The sequence below is a fragment of the Streptococcus sp. FDAARGOS_522 genome (genome assembly GCF_003812445.1).
In the GTDB taxonomy this organism is placed as follows: Bacteria; Bacillota; Bacilli; order Lactobacillales; family Streptococcaceae; genus Streptococcus; species Streptococcus agalactiae.
In genome coordinates this window covers 428,636-445,826 of sequence record NZ_CP033808.1, presented here as the reverse complement: position 1 = coordinate 445,826, position 17,191 = coordinate 428,636, and the positions used below count along the sequence as shown (strand labels likewise).

The 17,191-nt window shown below is 35.0% G+C and carries 15 protein-coding genes and 1 pseudogene; 4 read left to right on the top strand and 12 right to left on the bottom strand.

The features are described 5' to 3' along the window. Positions 1-84: 84 nt before the first annotated feature. From EGX70_RS02255 to EGX70_RS02215, 9 genes and pseudogenes are all read right to left on the bottom strand, one after another. A complete protein-coding gene (locus EGX70_RS02255) occupies positions 85-1,680 on the bottom strand; it encodes a phosphatidylserine/phosphatidylglycerophosphate/cardiolipin synthase family protein (RefSeq protein WP_001867974.1) in 1,596 nt (531 codons plus the stop codon). A 118-nt stretch (positions 1,681-1,798) separates the two neighbouring features. Then, a pseudogene (locus tag EGX70_RS02250) lies at positions 1,799-3,469 on the bottom strand (formate--tetrahydrofolate ligase). An 87-nt stretch (positions 3,470-3,556) separates the two neighbouring features. Beyond that, a complete protein-coding gene (locus tag EGX70_RS02245; protein ID WP_000280832.1) occupies positions 3,557-4,576 on the bottom strand; it encodes a lipoate--protein ligase in 1,020 nt (339 codons plus the stop codon). Between the two features lie 26 nt (positions 4,577-4,602). Continuing rightward, the gene (locus tag EGX70_RS02240; protein WP_123947871.1) at positions 4,603-5,481 is read right to left on the bottom strand and encodes an NAD-dependent deacetylase; all 879 of its coding nucleotides are present in this window, start codon (positions 5,479-5,481) and stop codon (positions 4,603-4,605) included. Further along, positions 5,450-6,268 (bottom strand): protein-ADP-ribose hydrolase, encoded by an 819-nt coding sequence (locus EGX70_RS02235; protein WP_001133610.1) that lies wholly within the window; start codon positions 6,266-6,268, stop codon positions 5,450-5,452. The genes EGX70_RS02240 and EGX70_RS02235 overlap by 32 nt, the downstream gene beginning before the upstream one ends. Beyond that, positions 6,261-6,593, bottom strand: a complete 333-nt coding sequence (locus EGX70_RS02230; protein WP_000717327.1) for a glycine cleavage system protein H — start codon at positions 6,591-6,593, stop codon at positions 6,261-6,263. The genes EGX70_RS02235 and EGX70_RS02230 overlap by 8 nt, the downstream gene beginning before the upstream one ends. A gap of 28 nt (positions 6,594-6,621) precedes the next feature. Next, the gene (locus EGX70_RS02225) at positions 6,622-7,608 is read right to left on the bottom strand and encodes an MsnO8 family LLM class oxidoreductase (protein WP_000778223.1); all 987 of its coding nucleotides are present in this window, start codon (positions 7,606-7,608) and stop codon (positions 6,622-6,624) included. Next, entirely contained in the window at positions 7,605-8,804 is a 1,200-nt protein-coding gene (locus EGX70_RS02220; RefSeq protein ID WP_001067079.1) for an NADH-dependent flavin oxidoreductase, read from the bottom strand. Before EGX70_RS02220 ends, EGX70_RS02225 begins: the two co-directional genes overlap by 4 nt. After that, positions 8,797-9,633 (bottom strand): lipoate--protein ligase family protein, encoded by an 837-nt coding sequence (locus EGX70_RS02215; protein WP_000455156.1) that lies wholly within the window; start codon positions 9,631-9,633, stop codon positions 8,797-8,799. The genes EGX70_RS02220 and EGX70_RS02215 overlap by 8 nt, the downstream gene beginning before the upstream one ends. 153 nt (positions 9,634-9,786) lie before the next feature. Between EGX70_RS02215 and coaB the strand changes: the two genes are divergently transcribed. The 4 genes from coaB to EGX70_RS02195 all read left to right on the top strand — a co-directional run bounded on the left by coaB (position 9,787) and on the right by EGX70_RS02195 (position 13,454). Further along, positions 9,787-10,473, top strand: a complete 687-nt coding sequence (gene coaB / locus EGX70_RS02210; protein ID WP_032456578.1) for a phosphopantothenate--cysteine ligase — start codon at positions 9,787-9,789, stop codon at positions 10,471-10,473. After that, complete coding sequence (gene coaC / locus EGX70_RS02205; RefSeq protein WP_123947869.1) at positions 10,466-11,008, top strand: phosphopantothenoylcysteine decarboxylase; 543 nt, start codon at positions 10,466-10,468, stop codon at positions 11,006-11,008. The genes coaB and coaC overlap by 8 nt, the downstream gene beginning before the upstream one ends. A gap of 45 nt (positions 11,009-11,053) precedes the next feature. Further along, the gene (locus EGX70_RS02200) at positions 11,054-11,626 is read left to right on the top strand and encodes an ECF transporter S component (protein ID WP_123947867.1); all 573 of its coding nucleotides are present in this window, start codon (positions 11,054-11,056) and stop codon (positions 11,624-11,626) included. A gap of 109 nt (positions 11,627-11,735) precedes the next feature. Beyond that, positions 11,736-13,454: a phospho-sugar mutase gene (locus EGX70_RS02195; RefSeq protein ID WP_000222543.1), complete on the top strand. Its 1,719-nt coding sequence runs from the start codon at positions 11,736-11,738 to the stop codon at positions 13,452-13,454. A 22-nt stretch (positions 13,455-13,476) separates the two neighbouring features. On the opposite strand, the gene EGX70_RS02190 is transcribed toward EGX70_RS02195, so the two are convergent. Genes EGX70_RS02190 through EGX70_RS02180 form a run of 3 tightly spaced genes read right to left on the bottom strand, consistent with a single transcriptional unit; the run spans position 13,477 to position 17,185 of the window. Next, positions 13,477-13,716: a hypothetical protein gene (locus EGX70_RS02190; protein WP_000746858.1), complete on the bottom strand. Its 240-nt coding sequence runs from the start codon at positions 13,714-13,716 to the stop codon at positions 13,477-13,479. A 13-nt stretch (positions 13,717-13,729) separates the two neighbouring features. Further along, entirely contained in the window at positions 13,730-15,463 is a 1,734-nt protein-coding gene (locus tag EGX70_RS02185; RefSeq protein WP_000647638.1) for an ABC transporter ATP-binding protein, read from the bottom strand. Then, the gene (locus tag EGX70_RS02180; protein WP_000826947.1) at positions 15,464-17,185 is read right to left on the bottom strand and encodes an ABC transporter ATP-binding protein; all 1,722 of its coding nucleotides are present in this window, start codon (positions 17,183-17,185) and stop codon (positions 15,464-15,466) included. It abuts the gene before it with no gap. Positions 17,186-17,191 lie beyond the last annotated feature (6 nt).

Sequence of the window (17,191 nt, the reverse complement as noted above, 5' to 3'; positions counted from 1 at the left end):
TTTAGTTAAAATGCAACCTTTACTTTTTAAATATAACTAGATTCTTCAGTTTACTTTTAATATTAAATTAAAAATAAATTATTTCTAAAGCAGGGGAGCAATAGTTTTTGTCACTATGCCAATTACTTTTTGGAATTTTGGAATATTATTTATATCTTTCAAGCTAACTAACCTTGATTTATTTAATGTATCCATATAATCTCGATAAATGTCTTGGATTGCATCTACCTTATAAAGATAAACAGCACATTCAAAATGGTGATACAGGCTACGGTAATCAAGATTTATCGTACCTACAACAGCCTTTGTATTATCACTAAGGAATATTTTTGAATGAACAAATCCAGGGGTGTATTCATATATTTTAACACCTGATTTTGTTAAAGCTTGATAGTAAGTTTTAGCAAGAGCATAAGGGATTGGCTTATCTGGGATACCCGGCATAATAATACGTACATCTACACTACGTTCCGCAGCAAACTGAATGGCATGTTCCAATTCACTGTCTAATATTAAATAAGGTGTCATGATGTAAACATATTCTCTAGCATGATTAAGAATATCTATATAAACATTTTCCCCTACTTTATCAGTGTCTAAAGGAGAATCTCCATAAGGAATAACATAGCCTTCATTTTCAACTAAATCATCGTGTACACCGAGGTAAGGCGCTACTAACATTTTTTCCTCAGTAATGGACCACATCTGTAAGAAAAGTAGGAGGAAACTATCCACTGCTTTCCCCTTTAACATAATACCTGAATCTTTCCAATGCCCAAATAACTCAATGTGATTAATATACTCATCGGCTAAGTTTACACCACCAGTCATGCCTACTACTCCATCAATAACAACAATTTTTCGATGGTCACGATAGTTATAATAAGTTGAAATAAAAGGAGAAATCGGAGAAAATGCTTTTGCTTTTATTCCTATTTTCTCAAGTCGTTTCGTATAATCAAAGGATAATTTTGTAATTTCTATCATACCATCATATAAGATACGGACTTCAACACCTTCTTCCACCTTTTGTTCTAAAATACTAAGTATTTCTCCCCACATTATTCCTTCGTCAATGATAAAGAATTCTAAAAAGATATACTTTTTAGCTTTTAGTAGTTCTTCTTTCATTTTTTCAAAGAATGCTTCTCCCGTTGGTAGAAATGTCACATCAGTATTTCGATAAACTGGGAAATTTCCATGTGCTTTTTCAAAATATTGAACCAAATGATATGTTGTGGATGTACTTGACTTAAGCTGATTCAAAGTTTCAGGATCATCCTCTAGATAAATCTGACTCTCATCAATCAATGTCTCCAATCTTTGTTTCAAACCACGATAACCCCAGTCAAATTTGGTGTACATTAGGAACATCGCCCCTAGTAAAGGGGCAATCATTACCAATATTAACCAAGTTACTCGGGACAAAGCATCCATTTCACTATTAACTAAATATAAGACCGCTCCAATTGTTAAGATATGCTCAACGGTTGCTAACCAAACACGATACTGCTCTAGCCATGAGTAAGAGGCTAGTAAAAACAATAATTGTAAAATCAATAAAATAGCGATAACGGTTGTTCGACTAAATATACCCCTTAGTAAACTTTTCTTACTCTTATTAAGTAAACGAACAATTTTGACTTTATTACTGATAAGTTTTTCCCCCCTGCAAATCAATCATTTTATTATAGCATACTGTCACTTGAATAGCATTCTATTATTCTAAATTATCTCTAGTTAAAATCTAATCCCCAATAAAAAGAGGCTAGCATCACAAGCCCTACCTCTTTATTATTTAAAATAATCCAATGGCTGTACCGTCTTCTAAAACATCCATATTGAGAGCTGCAGGTTTTTTAGGTAAACCAGGCATTGTCAATACGTCTCCAGTAAGAGCAACTATAAAACCAGCTCCTGTTTTTGGAACAAATTCACGAACAGTTATATCAAAGTCAGTTGGAGCACCAAGTAAATTTGGATTATCAGAAAAGCTATATTGTGTCTTTGCCATACAAATAGGCATCTTGTCCCAGCCATTGTCACTAAACTCTTTTAATTGTATTTGTGCCTTAGGTCCAAAATGAACTTTATTACCACCATATATTTTAGTAACAATTTTTTAAATTTTTTCTTCAATAGTGTCTTCATCATTATATAAGCGTTTGTAATTGGATGATTGTGTTTCAATCACATTAGCAACAGTCTGTGCAAGTTCAAGGCCACCGTCTGCTCCATCTTCCCACACACTTGCTAATTCAACTGCCACATCAATATTACTACATAAGGTTTTAAGAGTTGCAATTTCACTTTCTGTATCTGCAGTAAACTGATTGATAGCTACAACTACCGGAACACCATATTGACGCATATTGTTAACGTGACGCTCGAGATTTGTAAAACCTCTTTTAACTGCTTTGACGTTCTCTTGTGAAAGATCTTCTTTTGAAACACCTCCATGCATTTTCAATGCACGCAATGTAGCAACAATAACAATCGCATCGGGAGAAGTCGGAAGGTTTGGCGTTTTTATATCAAGAAACTTTTCAGCGCCCAAGTCTGCTCCAAAACCAGCTTCAGTAACAACGTAATCTGCTAAGCGTAGAGCTGTTGAAGTCGCTAAGACAGAATTACATCCATGTGCAATATTAGCAAATGGTCCCCCATGGACAAGAGCCGGTGTCCCATAAATGGTTTGAACCAAATTAGGTTTGATAGCATCTTTTAGGATAAGTGTGAGAGCTCCTTCAATCTTCAAATCTTTAACATAGATTGGTTTACGGTCCCTTGAGTAAGCCACAACAATATTTGACAGGCGTTTCTTTAAATCTGATAGGTCAGTAGCTAAACATAGAATAGCCATTATTTCAGAAGCAACAGTAATATCAAAGCCATCTTCACGTGGTATCCCATTGACAGGGCTTCCTAAGCCAACGATCACCTGACGAAGAGCACGATCGTTAAGATCAACTACACGCTTCCAAATCACTCGACGTTGGTCAATATCTAATTCATTGCCTTGATGAATATGATTATCAAGTAGAGCTGATAAAGCATTATTAGCAGTTGTGATTGCGTGCATATCACCAGTAAAATGCAAATTAATATCTTCCATTGGTAGTACTTGTGCGTATCCACCTCCAGCAGCTCCTCCTTTAATACCCATTACAGGACCTAAAGAAGGTTCGCGAAGCGCAATCATCGTTTTTTTACCAATTTTATTTAAAGCATCAGCTAATCCAATGCTCATAGTGGATTTTCCCTCACCTGCTGGTGTCGGATTAATAGCAGTTACTAAAATTAACTTTCCTACTTTTTGAGATCTTACAGCTTCAATCTTATCAAAAGATAATTTTGCTTTGTATTTACCATACAATTCTATATCATCAAAACCAATTCCTACTTGCTCAACAATCTCAGCAATAGGCTTTAGGGCGACGCTTTGCGCTATTTCAATATCTGTTTTCATGATATTCTCCTTCTAAATAATAAAAATAGTATAGCAATATTCCCTATAAAAACATATTTTTTTGCAAAAAAATTTAAAATGTTCGTCTTATGGAAATAAAACTGCTTTTATTTCTTCTGGGCTAGTCTGACCAAAATAATCTTCTAGTGATACAGTACTTAATTTTTCCAAGACTAATTCTTCTTTCATAGGGCAACCAATGAGAAGGTTTTCAATATCTGAAATATCTTTAGAACTGAAAAAGTCACCATAAATACGGCAATTCGTAATAATACCTTTCTCAATTTCTAAGTGAAAATCGTAAGTTCCTGACGGAAAACGAGCATCTCTGTGATACGAATACTGTGGTGAGTTACCATAATTCCAATCCCAATTCTTATATTTTTCATCAGCTAGAGCGTCAATCGCAGCCCAATCTTTTTCGGTTAGATGATAGCGTTTTGCCTGATCAATATGATCAATATGTAATAATTGACAAACCATTAAATCTTTAAATTGATCGGTTGTGATATGACGATAATCTTCTGACAAGTGGCTACGAATATCTCCTACTCGACTTCGGACAGATTTTATCCCTTTAGATTCAATTTTTTTCCGATTAGGATTTAACACTTTTTCCATAGCATCAAAATCAACATCTAATAAAAGAGAGTAACCACCGTAAATACGACCGTTTACTATCGTCATTGCTGCACCTGATACTTTTTTACCATCAATAACTAAGTCATTTCGTCCCCTCATTTCAACACTAGAAGCACCTAAAGTTTTTAGGGCCTTAATAGCTGGCTCATAAGCTCGTTTGAAATCACCAAATTGTCCATGATCTTTCATTAGATAGCAAATATTTACAGCACCTGAGTCAACGTAAACAGCCCCTCCACCAGTATCTCGACGAACAACAGGAATATCATGTTCTTTCAAATATTCTTGATTAGTCTCTATAACTGCATTCTGAAATTTTCCGATTTCAACTTTAGGATCACAATAGTATGGAAATAAAATATCATCATCTAAAAAAACATTTTGTAAAATATAAACTTGCATGGCAAGTGCAATCGCACCGTCTGTGATACGCTTACCATTTCTAATTGGTTCAATAAGATACATTTAGGTCTCCTTTTATAGCAATTTAGTTATCCAATAATTTCTTTTTTCGCTTCAGCAATTAATTCAGCGATATGCTGTGTCAGTTGCACACTCCTTGAGCGAATCTTTTGAGGAATGCGATAATGCTTGTGATTAAGAGTAACAAATAAAGAGTTTTCATTTAAAGAGACGAATCGCCAAAACGGATGCTTAATAAATTGTGGCGTGGTATGTCCAACTCCAATCTCTAGATAAAGAACTTTGTCATTTTGATGTTGTGATAAGAAATTTTCATAACGTTGTCGTTGAGCATGAAAGTCAGCATCTTCCACCATACCTTTTTCTTCGTTACGTTTATTAATTTCAAACGGTTGATCACACTTTGGGCATTTGGGGATTAAGTTACTAGGAATCTTCATATCCTTTTGTTGTGCAATCATTTGACGAATTGCCTGATCATTTCGATAAGTTTGTTGATGACAATGTTGACTACACTGCCATAAGCCATATTCACCTTGAATATGAAAACCTTTTTCTAAATTATAATCAGCCACAGCGAAGGCATTATCAGCATTAGTTGTAATAATATGATATTCTTTTTTCGCTAAAATATCCTTTAAATCAAGATAAGCTTGTCCTACCGGTTGATCTAAATAATTAAGTGCCACAAAACGACTTTGGAAGGCCCAATATTCTTCCCAATCTTCAAAGTCATAAAGACTTGCTTGCAACATATCTAATAGTTGATATTTAGCAATAAAATCCGGAAAAGCTTCTTCAAATCTGGGGCCAATATAGGTGAATCCATCCGCTGCAGACATGCCTGCACCAATACCAACTACAATAGCATCTGATTCTTCTATTAACTGACTTAGTATTTCTGATTGAGAATGATTAGTTTTTTCTAGAGTCTTCCACACTGTCATCTATTTCCTCTTTTAATAATAATTTTTGATAAATCTCTTGGTCTTTAGGTGTGAATGTATTGAAAATAATATAGAGTTTGTGCTGATTTTCGCGTTGCCACTCTAATATCGCTTGAACAGCCAATTCAGCAGCTCTTTGATTAGGAAAACCAAATTCTCCCGTTGATATACAAGGGAAGACAATTGTTTTAAGATTAGCTCGAACTGCCAACTGTAAGCAGGATTTATAAGAAGACTTTAATAAATCCTCTCTTATACGAGATGGCTTTTGATCAACTTTTACGTAAGGTCCGACTGTATGAATAACATACTTACAAGGAAGATGATAGGATTCGGTAAGTTTAGCTTGTCCTACGGCTTCCATTCGTCCTTGTTGTGTCATCAATTGATGACATGCTAAACGTAATCGTGAACCTGCAAACGTATGAATATGATTGTCAATACAATGGTGATTAGGAATAAAACAACCTAACAACTTACCATTTGCTGCATTAACAATAGCATCCACTTGTAATAAGCAAATATCCCCATGGTAGGTAAATACATTTGAATATACCGTTTGATGACAGACGTCTATCGTTTTTACTTTTTGAGTATTCCACCAATGTGACAAATACCTATCTTCTAAAGACAGGTACTCTTGACTAATGTTTTGAGGATCTTGTTGATTAACTAGAGCACGCCAAACCGTTTGCAAATCGGTGGTCCTCAAGTCATCAACGTCTGTTAATTTTTCTGACCGAAGATACTCAATCATGGCTAGCAATAGTTGTTTTTGATTAGGCATTTTCTAAAGCTTCAAAAGCAGCATAATCAACGTCTGTTAACACAACCAACCAATTTTCGTCAGCTTTTTCAGAATTTAACAAAGTTGGTTCTTGACTTGCAGCTGTATTAACTTTAACAACTTTACCTGTAAGAGGAGATAAAATTGCCATAACCGTCTTTGAAGCTTCAATATTTAAAATAACATCATCAACTTCTAAATTTGTATCATCTGTGAATTCTACATATCCAACAGTTCCCAAGTCATCTTGAAGTTCGGGAGTTAAGCTGATAGTATAACGTTCTTCATTTTTTTCAATTAATAAGTAGTTCGCAATTTTTTTCATGAGTATTTTCCTTTCTGAGAAAACGTGATTAATATAACTGTGATAATAATTTTAAGGATTTGATTCGTTGATCAAGTCCTGGAACAAGAGGAATCAAAAGTAGTTCTTCTGCTTGACTAGCATTAACTAAAGCGTCAAGGCTGTCTTTAACTTGTTTTGGATCACCTACAATCATACGGTGGCGATTTGATTTAATTTTTGCTTTTTGTTCAGGAGTCAATTGGTAATGATTAGCTTCTTCAATAGTAGGAAATGTTGCAAATTCATTGAAGTCTTTATTTCCTAGCATCCAGATATCTAAAGTCTTTGCTATGTTTTCAGCTTCTTCTGAAGTATCAGCTATAACTACAAATGCAGCTACCATCAAATTAGGAGACTTATTAGGATAATATTCTTCAAACTGATGATAATAAAGAGATGAAAGCTTTTTAGCTTCTGTCAATGGGTCTTTGTCCATAAAAGGAAAAACACCGAAGGTAAAGCCTAAGCCAAGTTTAGCCGCTAAATAAGCTGATTTTTGACCACTCCCCAACACATATAAGTCTGGGAAGCTAGAAAGAGTCGGTTGAACTAATGGTTCCTTACTGGATGATTCATCAATAAGCCATGACTTCAATTCCTCCAGTACCTCTTCGTAATCATGTGCTTTATGTAAGCTACGAAGTGCATTTGAAACTTTAACTGTCCCTAGTGAATTTCCTAAACCAATACTTACTCGATTCGGATGACATGTCTCTAATGTCTTGAGAGTCTCCGCGAGTTTAAAACTACTATAGTGCAGAGGCATTATACCTCCAGAGCCAATTTTGATAGATTTAGTCTGGTTAGCCAAATGCATTATCATTAATTCTGGATTGCTAATACTGAATGCCTTAACACCGTGATGTTCAGCCACCCAAAATTGATGATATCCTAGTCGCTCCGCCTCTTGTGATAAAAGAATCGTTTCTTGTATTGCATCACTTGCAGTTTTTCCATAATCAATAAGCCCATAATCAAGGACACTTAATTTCATCTTTCCTCCCTATAATTGCTTCGAAGTTCTCTAAAAACTTCTCGAGCTTCCTTTGGTAAAGATTCTCCATAATCCATCAAAGGAACAATATCTTTAAAGGAGGCTTTTGGAATCGCCAAACCTTCTAAATCACTCACTTTAATCCTTAAATTAATCTGATCAGAACGCTTAGCTTTTATTTTTTGTAAAAATTCCGGATCAACTACTAAGGGCGTGGAAGCTCCTACCATATGAGCATGTTGTAAGGCTTCAAACACCTTTGAAGCACTATTAATACCTCCAGTTGCCATAATTGGAACTCTATCACCAAAATGTTCAAATATAACTTGATTAACCAGCTGCCCTTTGTAAACTCCCTCAGAACGTATAGTATTTCTAAAGACATCATGCCCCCAGCTTGCAATAGCAAGATAATCTACCTGAGCAATCGCTAAAATTTTTTCAAGAAATTCCATAAACTCTTCAATGCTATATCCAATTTGTGAACCGCGAGTTTCTTCAGGCGTCGCTCTAAAACCAAGGATAAAATCTGACTCTGCTTCTTCTCTGATAACTTTTTGTACCGCTTTAAAAACTTCTAAGCCTAAACGACAGCGATTAGTCAAAGTTTGAGGACCATACTCATCTTTTCTTTGATTTGAGAAGGTTGAGAAAAAAGTTTGAATTAGTAATCGTTGTGCAGAAGATATTTCAACACCATCAAATCCAGCTTGTATAGCTCGTCTTGTAGCCTGGACATATTCATCGATAATCATTAGTATATCTTTGTGTGTTAGTTCTTTAACCTGATGTGGGTATGGCGATTGCAATTGCATAGGGCTGGGACCATATACATATCCGTGTCTTGCCAAAGTGTGACTTGAGAAACGTCCAGCATGCGTCAGCTGCAAAACAGCTTTCGCTCCCTTAGACTTCATTGCTTTAGCCAATTTAGTCAAACCAGGAATGTCCTCATCCTTTGAAACGCTAAAACCATATTCAAATAACTGACCATATTCTGTAACATATGCTGCTCCAGTAATTTGTAATGGAGCGGATTTAGCACGACGAACAGCATATGCTATGTCGTCATCAGTTACAAAACCTTCTGATGTAGAAGAATTAGTTACCATAGGTGATAGAACAAAACGATTTTCTAAGCTCAATCCATTGGGAAGTATTAATGGACGAAATAAATTACCTTGGACATTATTCATCTCTGCTCACCGTCCCCTTATTAGCCATAGACTTAGCCTGAAATCTATCAAACTCTGCAACTAAATCGGGCCTAATCATCAGTAAACGATCATTAAAACCTACTTGTTTAAGGCTAATCAACATACGATCAATAACATCTTCTACTGTCATAGGACAATCTAATAGATCAGATAGATTAGCCATAATTTCAGGATCTACATTTGGATAAGCAATTGGACTACCCGTATCACCTAGACCAATCTTATAAAAATCTGAAATCATTCGACTCCGCTCTTTTTGATCGCCACAAACGCTAAGGTAAATCGATACCGCAATACCATTCTTTATACGGCGCTGAGCCAAGCCAGCAAATTTTTTGCCATTTATACTAAGATCAAACTTACCAGGACAATAGGAGGTCTCTACTTCAAAGTGCTCAATAGGTTGATAAAAATCTGAAAATATACTTCTAATAAAATCGACCATTATAAGATACCCATCTGAGATAGACAATTTTCTCTCAAAAACATCTGGAATAATCAATGAAAAATTTAAAATTCCTTCATCAGCTACAACTGCGAGACCACCAAAATTCCGAACAACTGGTTCATAGCCACGACTGATGATTTCTTTTTTAGCTAATTCTAAATGTGGTAATTCTCGATCTAACATCCCCAGAATGACTGTCTTAGTCATCGGCCAAATATGCAAAATAATTTCTTGATTTGAGCGATTAATCTCCCTTAAAAATACTTCTGTCCATATAAAAGGTTTTTCCGCGTCTTGAGCATCTGTAACATAGTCTTTAAAAATAGATACAGGTAACTGCGCTAGATCTTGCCATTCCAATAAATCTGACCTCCTTTCTCTAGAAAACTCTGCAAGATTTATTTTATCGCAATCGCTTGAAATTTTCCAGTAAGTTTCCCTCAAATTCCATTACTATCAAGAAGAAATATATCTTTTATTTACGAAAAGCATTTTTTTATGTACAATATGGCTATGAAAATTTTGATTACATCAGGTGGAACTACCGAGAAAATTGATACCGTTAGGAGTATCACGAATCACGCAACAGGAGCTTTAGGAAAAATAATTGCAGAAAAATATTTACGAGAAGGACATCAGGTGACACTCGTGACTACTAAAAATGCAATCAAACCAGAATCTGCTACCAACTTATCCATATTTGAGATTGAGGACGTTGACTCATTAATAAAAACCTTGAAGCCATTAGTGAAAGAGCATGATATTTTAATTCATAGCATGGCAGTGTCTGACTATACCCCCGTCTACATGGCTGATTTCGAAAAGGTTAAATCAAGCGATGATTTAGATACTTTTTTGCGCAAAGATAACCACGAAGGGAAAATATCATCTGAATCAGAATATCAAGTCCTTTTTCTCAAAAAAACACCAAAAGTTATCAGCCTTGTAAAAAAATGGAATCCTCAAATTATTCTAGTAGGTTTTAAACTACTTGTGAACGTTACTAAAGAAAATCTTTTTAAAGTTGCTCGTCATAGCTTAATCAAAAATAAAGCTACGTTTATTTTAGCTAATGACCTCATTGATATTACCTCAAAACATCACATAGCCTACCTACTTGATCATGATAATGTGTATAAAGCTACCACCAAAGAAGACATTGCTCAATTAATTTACGAAAAGGTAAAAAAATATGATTAAACGTATTACACTAGCCGTCACCGGTTCAATTTCGGCCTATAAAGCAGCAGACCTTACAAGTCAATTAACTAAAATTGGCTATGATGTTCATATCATAATGACACAAGCTGCCACAGAATTTATTACACCGTTAACTCTGCAAGTATTATCAAAAAATCCTATTCATTTAGATGTTATGGATGAGCATAACCCAAAAATCATCAACCATATCGAATTAGCAAAACGCACAGATTTATTTATCGTTGCACCTGCCTCTGCTAATACTATTGCTCATCTAGCATATGGCTTCGCTGATAACATCGTAACAAGCGTTGCTCTTGCTATGCCTGATGAAACTCCAAAACTTATCGCACCAGCAATGAATACAAAGATGTATCATAATACAATCACCCAACGTAACATTGATATTTGGAAAAAAATAGGTTATCAGGAAATTGAACCTCGTATTAGTTTGCTTGCCTGTGGTGATACCGGTCAAGGAGCCCTAGCTGATATCTCTACTATACTTAAATGTATACAAGAAGTTGCAAATTAGGCTGTAAATTTGTATACTATTTCTAGTTTAATTTAAGGAGTTATAATGAAAAGGAAAAACAAATCCTCTAACATTGCTATAATTGCAATCTTTTTTGCTATTATGCTTGTCATTCATTTTTTGTCATCATTTATTTTTAGTTTTTGGTTAGTCCCCATTAAACCTACTTTGATGCATATCCCAGTTATTATTGCATCTATAGCCTATGGACCTCGTATTGGTGCAACTCTAGGCGCCTTAATGGGTGGGATCAGCGTAGCTAACAGCAGCATTGTTCTATTACCAACGAGTTACCTCTTCTCACCTTTTGTTGAAAATGGTAATTTTTATTCGCTAATTATTGCACTTGTACCACGTATTCTAATCGGGATTATTCCTTATTTCGTTTACAAATTACTACACAACCGCTTTGGTTTGGCTATCTCAGGTGCTATAGGCTCTCTAACAAACACAGTATTTGTTTTATCTGGAATTTTTATCTTTTTTTCAAGTACTTATAATGGGAATATCAAGCTAATGCTCGCTGGGATTATTTCATCTAATTCATTAGCTGAGATGGTCATTGCAGCTATCATTGTATATCTAACTGTTCCTCGTATTCTCAATATTAAACATTAAAAACTGGCCAGGAAGAAATCTTCCTGGCTTTTCTTACTTATATTTTATAGTCATATTGAAAAAAACATGTTATAATGAAAGCGTTTATAAATATTGAAGGAGTATTTCAATGACTTACACAGAAAATTTTCAAAAATGGTTAGATTTTGAGCAGCTTCCTGACTATCTTCGTCAAGAATTACTATCAATGGATGAAAAAACAAAAGAAGATGCTTTTTACACAAACTTAGAATTTGGTACTGCTGGTATGCGTGGTTATATTGGTGCTGGTACAAATCGTATTAATATTTATGTTGTCCGTCAAGCAACCGAAGGATTGGCAAAATTAATCGAAACTAAGGGAGAGGAAGCTAAAAAACGTGGTGTAGCTATCGCTTATGATTCGCGCCACTTCTCTCCAGAATTTGCTTTTGAGTCTGCACAGGTCTTGGCACAGCATGGAATTAAATCTTACGTATTTGAAGCTCTTCGTCCAACACCAGAACTCTCTTTTGCTGTTCGCCATTTAAATGCCTATGCTGGTATTATGGTTACTGCAAGCCACAATCCAGCACCTTTCAATGGTTATAAAGTCTACGGACAAGACGGAGGTCAACTACCACCAGCTGATGCTGATGCACTAACAGACTTTATCCGTGCTATTGAAAATCCATTTGCAGTTGAACTTGCTGATTTAGATGAAAGCAAATCAGCGGGTCTTATTCAAGTTATCGGTGAAGATGTTGATATTGAATATCTTAGAGAGGTTAAAGATGTTAATATCAATCAAGATTTAATCAATAACTTTGGAAAAGACATGAAAATTGTCTATACTCCTCTCCACGGAACTGGTGAGATGTTGACACGCCGTGCCCTTGCTCAAGCCGGTTTTGAATCTGTTGTTGTAGTAGAATCACAAGCTAAGGCAGATCCAGACTTTTCTACTGTCAAATCTCCTAACCCTGAAAGCCAAGCTGCCTTTGCTCTTGCTGAAGAACTCGGACGAGAAGTTGATGCAGATGTCTTAGTAGCTACTGATCCTGATGCAGACCGCCTAGGCGTTGAAATTCGCCAACCAGATGGTTCTTATAAAAACCTTTCTGGAAATCAAATTGGAGCGATTATTGCGAAATACATCCTGGAAGCTCATAAAACAGCAGGAACACTTCCAGAAAATGCTGCTCTCGCTAAATCAATCGTATCAACAGAATTAGTAACAAAAATTGCCGAAAGTTATGGCGCTACAATGTTTAACGTTTTAACTGGATTTAAATTCATCGCTGAGAAAATTCAAGAGTTTGAAGAAAAACATAACCACACCTATATGTTTGGTTTTGAAGAAAGCTTCGGATATCTTATTAAACCATTTGTCCGTGATAAAGACGCTATTCAAGCAGTTCTTTTGGTTGCTGAGATTGCAGCTTATTACCGTTCGCGTGGTTTAACACTTGCAGATGGTATTGATGAAATTTACAAAGAATATGGTTATTTTGCTGAAAAAACGATTTCAGTAACACTTTCAGGAGTGGATGGAGCTGCTGAAATTAAGAAGATTATGGACAAATTCCGTGAAAATGGTCCAAAACAATTTAACAATACTGATATTGTATTATTAGAAGATTTCCAAAAACAAACCGCTACTAAAAATGATGGAATAATATCTAACTTAACAACTCCTCCAAGTAATGTTTTGAAGTACACGTTAGCTGATGATTCATGGATTGCAGTTCGCCCTTCAGGAACTGAACCAAAAATCAAGTTCTATATTGCTACGGTCGGTAATGATTTAGCAGATGCAGAAACAAAAATCGCCAATATTGAAAAAGAGATTACAACATTTGTAAATTAATAAAAAAGCTAGGAACTTACTCCTAGCTTTTTTTATATCTATCTAACGATGTTCTATTATTTTCAATTATATGAAATATAACTGCAATTAACTTCACGATCAAATAATAGAGCAGACTTACAATTAACCACGTTATCCCAATAACTGCAACTAAACCTATTAAAACAGATAATACCGTATTCTTAGTTGCTAGTTGGTTACTGATAAACCATGAAACTGCAGAAATAAATATCAGTAATAATAGTTGAAGCCTTTTTTTCATATAATTCCTCTTACTACTTTTGTGCATTTTGCATTTGATAATAAATACCTTTTTGAGCTATTAATTCAGAGTGGTTACCCACTTCTACAATTTCACCAGATACCATAACTAAAATAATATCTGCTGTTTGAATGGTAGATAAGCGATGTGCAATAATAAAGCTTGTTCTCCCCTTCATCAACATTTGGAATGCTTCTTGAACAAGAACTTCAGTACGAGTATCTATAGACGATGTTGCCTCATCTAATATCAATATTCTAGGTAATTTAAGAAAAATACGAGCAATTGTCAATAGCTGACATTGCCCCTGTGATAACGAGTCTCCAGCATCTTCTAAATACGTATCATATCCATTCGGTAATTGTTTGATAAAGAAATCTGCATTAGCTGCTTTTGCAGCCTCTATCACTTCGTCACGGCTAGCTTTAGGATTGGCATATGCAATGTTATCGTGAATCGTAGCACTTTTTAACCACGTTTCTTGTAATACCATTCCAATTTCTTGCCTTAATTGTGATGGCTCATAATCAGTAATAGGCTTACCATCTAAAAGGATATTTCCCCCGTCAACTTCATAGAAACGCATTAATAAATTGATTAAAGTAGACTTCCCAGCACCTGTTGGTCCTACAATAGCGACCTTAGCTCCTGCTGGAATGTGTAAATTAATACCATTCAATAGTGGTTTTGATTTATTATAACCAAAAACAACATTTTTAAAATCGATTTGACCCTTGACCGTTGATGAATCAAGTTTTTCTGTCCCTGTTATATTTGGTGACGATTCTTCTAAAATAGAGTAAAGGCGTTCTGCACAAGCCAGAGCACTTTGCATCTCAGACAGGACGGAAGAGATGTCATTAAATGGCTTAGTATATTGATTGACATAATTTAAGAAAGTGATTAATTGACCAACACTAAAAGCCCCTGACATAATACGAAGGGCACCAATCCCAGCTAAGAAGCCATAAATCAAACTATTGATAAATCGGGTTGATGGATTGACAGTTGAAGAATAAAAAATTGCTGATTGAGAAAAGTTAGCATACTCTTGATTAATAGTCCTAAAATGATTACTACTTTCTTCTTGCGCACTGAATGCTTGAATAAGGCTTTCTTGACTCACCATCTCTTCAATGAATTGAGTTTGTCGTCCTCGTGATGCCGTTTGATTTTGATATAAGTGATAACTCTTTTTAGCAATAAAGCGGGCTAGAAAGAGTGATAAAGGCGTCAGAAATAATACCAAAAAAAGCATTAATAAATCAATCTTTGCCATACTAAAAATAGTAACTAGAATAGTTAATAAACCAACAAAGAACTGGTTAAAAACCATTAATAAACCATTTGATAATTGCTCCGTATCGGTAGTCACACGACTAATCAAGTCACCTATGCCACGTTTATCAAGGTAAGCTATAGGCAATAGATTCAACTTTTCCATTACAGCCTTTCTTAAAGAAGCAACATAATGAAAAATTAAGCGGTTATAGAGCAGAGGATTAATCCATTGAATAATAGCATTTGCTAAAATGACTGCAATCATCTTCCACATTATAGGTAACAATAATATCATAGAATGAGGCGATAATACAACGTCTACCGCTTGTCCAATTAGAACAGGCAAATAAACAGTGAGGCAAACTTGTACAACCGTCCCTAATAATGCCATTCCTACTAAGCTTTTTTTAGAAAGAAGATCTTGAACAAGCTTTTTTTGTATCTTTTTAGGATGACTTGCTTTCATTTACTCCTCCTCCTTAAAATTTTGTGAATGGTAAATGGACTTATAAACTTTGTTATGAGCTAATAAAGATTGATGATTATCAAAACCAACTTGTTTCCCCTTATCAAGGAGTAAGATTCTATCTGCATTTTGTATACTATTAATTCTCTGTGATACAATAATAAGATTAGTTTGGTTGAAATGTTTAGTTATGGCTTTAAATAAACGAGTTTCTGTTAAATAATCCAATGCAGATGTTGCATCGTCTAAAATCAAAAATGGTATCTTATCTTGAACTAAAGCTCTTGCAATCGTCAACCTTTGCCTTTGACCACCAGAGAAATTTCTACCAAAACTCTCTACAGGGGCATCAAGTTGACCATCTTTTTCTTTTACAAAATCACTAGCTTGTGCTATTTCTAAAGCAGTCCAAAGTTTTTCCTCACTAACTTTACCAAGTCCCAAAGAAAGGTTAGAACGAATAGTTCCTTTAAACAACTGAGCATTTTGAGGAACAACTCTTACCAGGGTACGCCAATTTGAAATTGTATCTGGACTTTTTCCCTGATGATATATATCAATATCCCCTTCTTGCACTTTATAAATATGAAGCAGTAAATTAACCAAGGTTGATTTCCCAGAGCCAGTTCCACCAATTATCCCTAAAGTTTCTCCTACATTCATAGAAAAAGTAATATCAGATAAAGCTTTTTCAGAAGAATTTGGATAAGAAAATGCCATTTCTTGTACTTCTAAAGCCTTATTCGAATATTTTGGCTCAAGTTTGTCATCAATTATTTCAGACGGTCTTTCAAAAACGGCTATAATTCGCTTAGCACTGATATAACTTTGGTTCAGTGATGTCACCAACATTGTCATTTTTAACAATTCAACAAGAATTTGCAATAAGTAATTAATTAAAGCAACCAACATTCCTTGTGATAAAAGATGATTAGCTATATTTAAATTACCACGCCAAATAATCACAACCAAAGTGATATTAACAACTAGAAATGTTAGAGGCGTTACTAAACTAGAAAGCCTACCTGCTTTTAATTGTAAATTCGTATAATGATAATTGATATCATTAAATGCTTCACTCTCTCTATCTACTTGATTAAAGGCACGGATAACTCGTACACCTTGAAGTTGTTGCCTAGTCAACTTTACCAAATAATCGGTTGAAGTTCTGATTTTAAGGTAAATAGGATTTAATAGTCGAGACATTACAAAAACAATGATAAATAACGTGACAACCATTACCAAGAACCAAATAGTCAATGAGGGGCTAATGGAAAAAGCCATAATTATGGCACCAAAAACAATAATCGGAGCCCTCAAAAATAAACGTAAAAATTGATTTAAACCAGTTTGGATTTGAAATGTATCAGCAGTCAAACGAGTAATCAAACTAGCAGTTCCCAATTCATCTCTGTCTTTTTTCCCCAGTGACATGACTTTTTGGTAGAGATCCTCTGTCAATTGTCTCGTATAACCAACTGCGGCTTTTGAAGAATAATATTGAGCAGTTATCGCTACTACAACACCCACCGCAGCCAAAAAGAAAATCAATCCAATTTGCAACAGTAAACTACTTCTATCCCCTCGTGGAATGGTCTCGTCAATCATTTTTGCAATAACGATTGGTACCAAAAGTTCAAAAGAGGCTTCTAATAATTTGAAAAGGGGTCCAAAGATAGTTTCTTTGATATACCCCTTAAAATAATAAGTTAGTCTTTTCATACTTAC

What these genes read in the sequence shown, in the direction of transcription:
- EGX70_RS02180 (WP_000826947.1), bottom strand. Translation starts at nt 17,185, where the DNA reads ATGAAAAGACTAACTTATTATTTTAAGGGGTATATCAAAGAAACTATC.
- EGX70_RS02235 (WP_001133610.1), bottom strand. Translation starts at nt 6,268, where the DNA reads ATGCCTAATCAAAAACAACTATTGCTAGCCATGATTGAGTATCTTCGG.
- coaC (WP_123947869.1), top strand. Translation starts at nt 10,466, where the DNA reads ATGATTAAACGTATTACACTAGCCGTCACCGGTTCAATTTCGGCCTAT.
- EGX70_RS02240 (WP_123947871.1), bottom strand. Translation starts at nt 5,481, where the DNA reads ATGACAGTGTGGAAGACTCTAGAAAAAACTAATCATTCTCAATCAGAA.
- EGX70_RS02200 (WP_123947867.1), top strand. Translation starts at nt 11,054, where the DNA reads ATGAAAAGGAAAAACAAATCCTCTAACATTGCTATAATTGCAATCTTT.
- EGX70_RS02195 (WP_000222543.1), top strand. Translation starts at nt 11,736, where the DNA reads ATGACTTACACAGAAAATTTTCAAAAATGGTTAGATTTTGAGCAGCTT.
- EGX70_RS02225 (WP_000778223.1), bottom strand. Translation starts at nt 7,608, where the DNA reads ATGAAATTAAGTGTCCTTGATTATGGGCTTATTGATTATGGAAAAACT.
- EGX70_RS02230 (WP_000717327.1), bottom strand. Translation starts at nt 6,593, where the DNA reads ATGAAAAAAATTGCGAACTACTTATTAATTGAAAAAAATGAAGAACGT.
- coaB (WP_032456578.1), top strand. Translation starts at nt 9,787, where the DNA reads ATGAAAATTTTGATTACATCAGGTGGAACTACCGAGAAAATTGATACC.
- EGX70_RS02185 (WP_000647638.1), bottom strand. Translation starts at nt 15,463, where the DNA reads ATGAAAGCAAGTCATCCTAAAAAGATACAAAAAAAGCTTGTTCAAGAT.
- EGX70_RS02220 (WP_001067079.1), bottom strand. Translation starts at nt 8,804, where the DNA reads ATGAATAATGTCCAAGGTAATTTATTTCGTCCATTAATACTTCCCAAT.
- EGX70_RS02245 (WP_000280832.1), bottom strand. Translation starts at nt 4,576, where the DNA reads ATGTATCTTATTGAACCAATTAGAAATGGTAAGCGTATCACAGACGGT.
- EGX70_RS02190 (WP_000746858.1), bottom strand. Translation starts at nt 13,716, where the DNA reads ATGAAAAAAAGGCTTCAACTATTATTACTGATATTTATTTCTGCAGTT.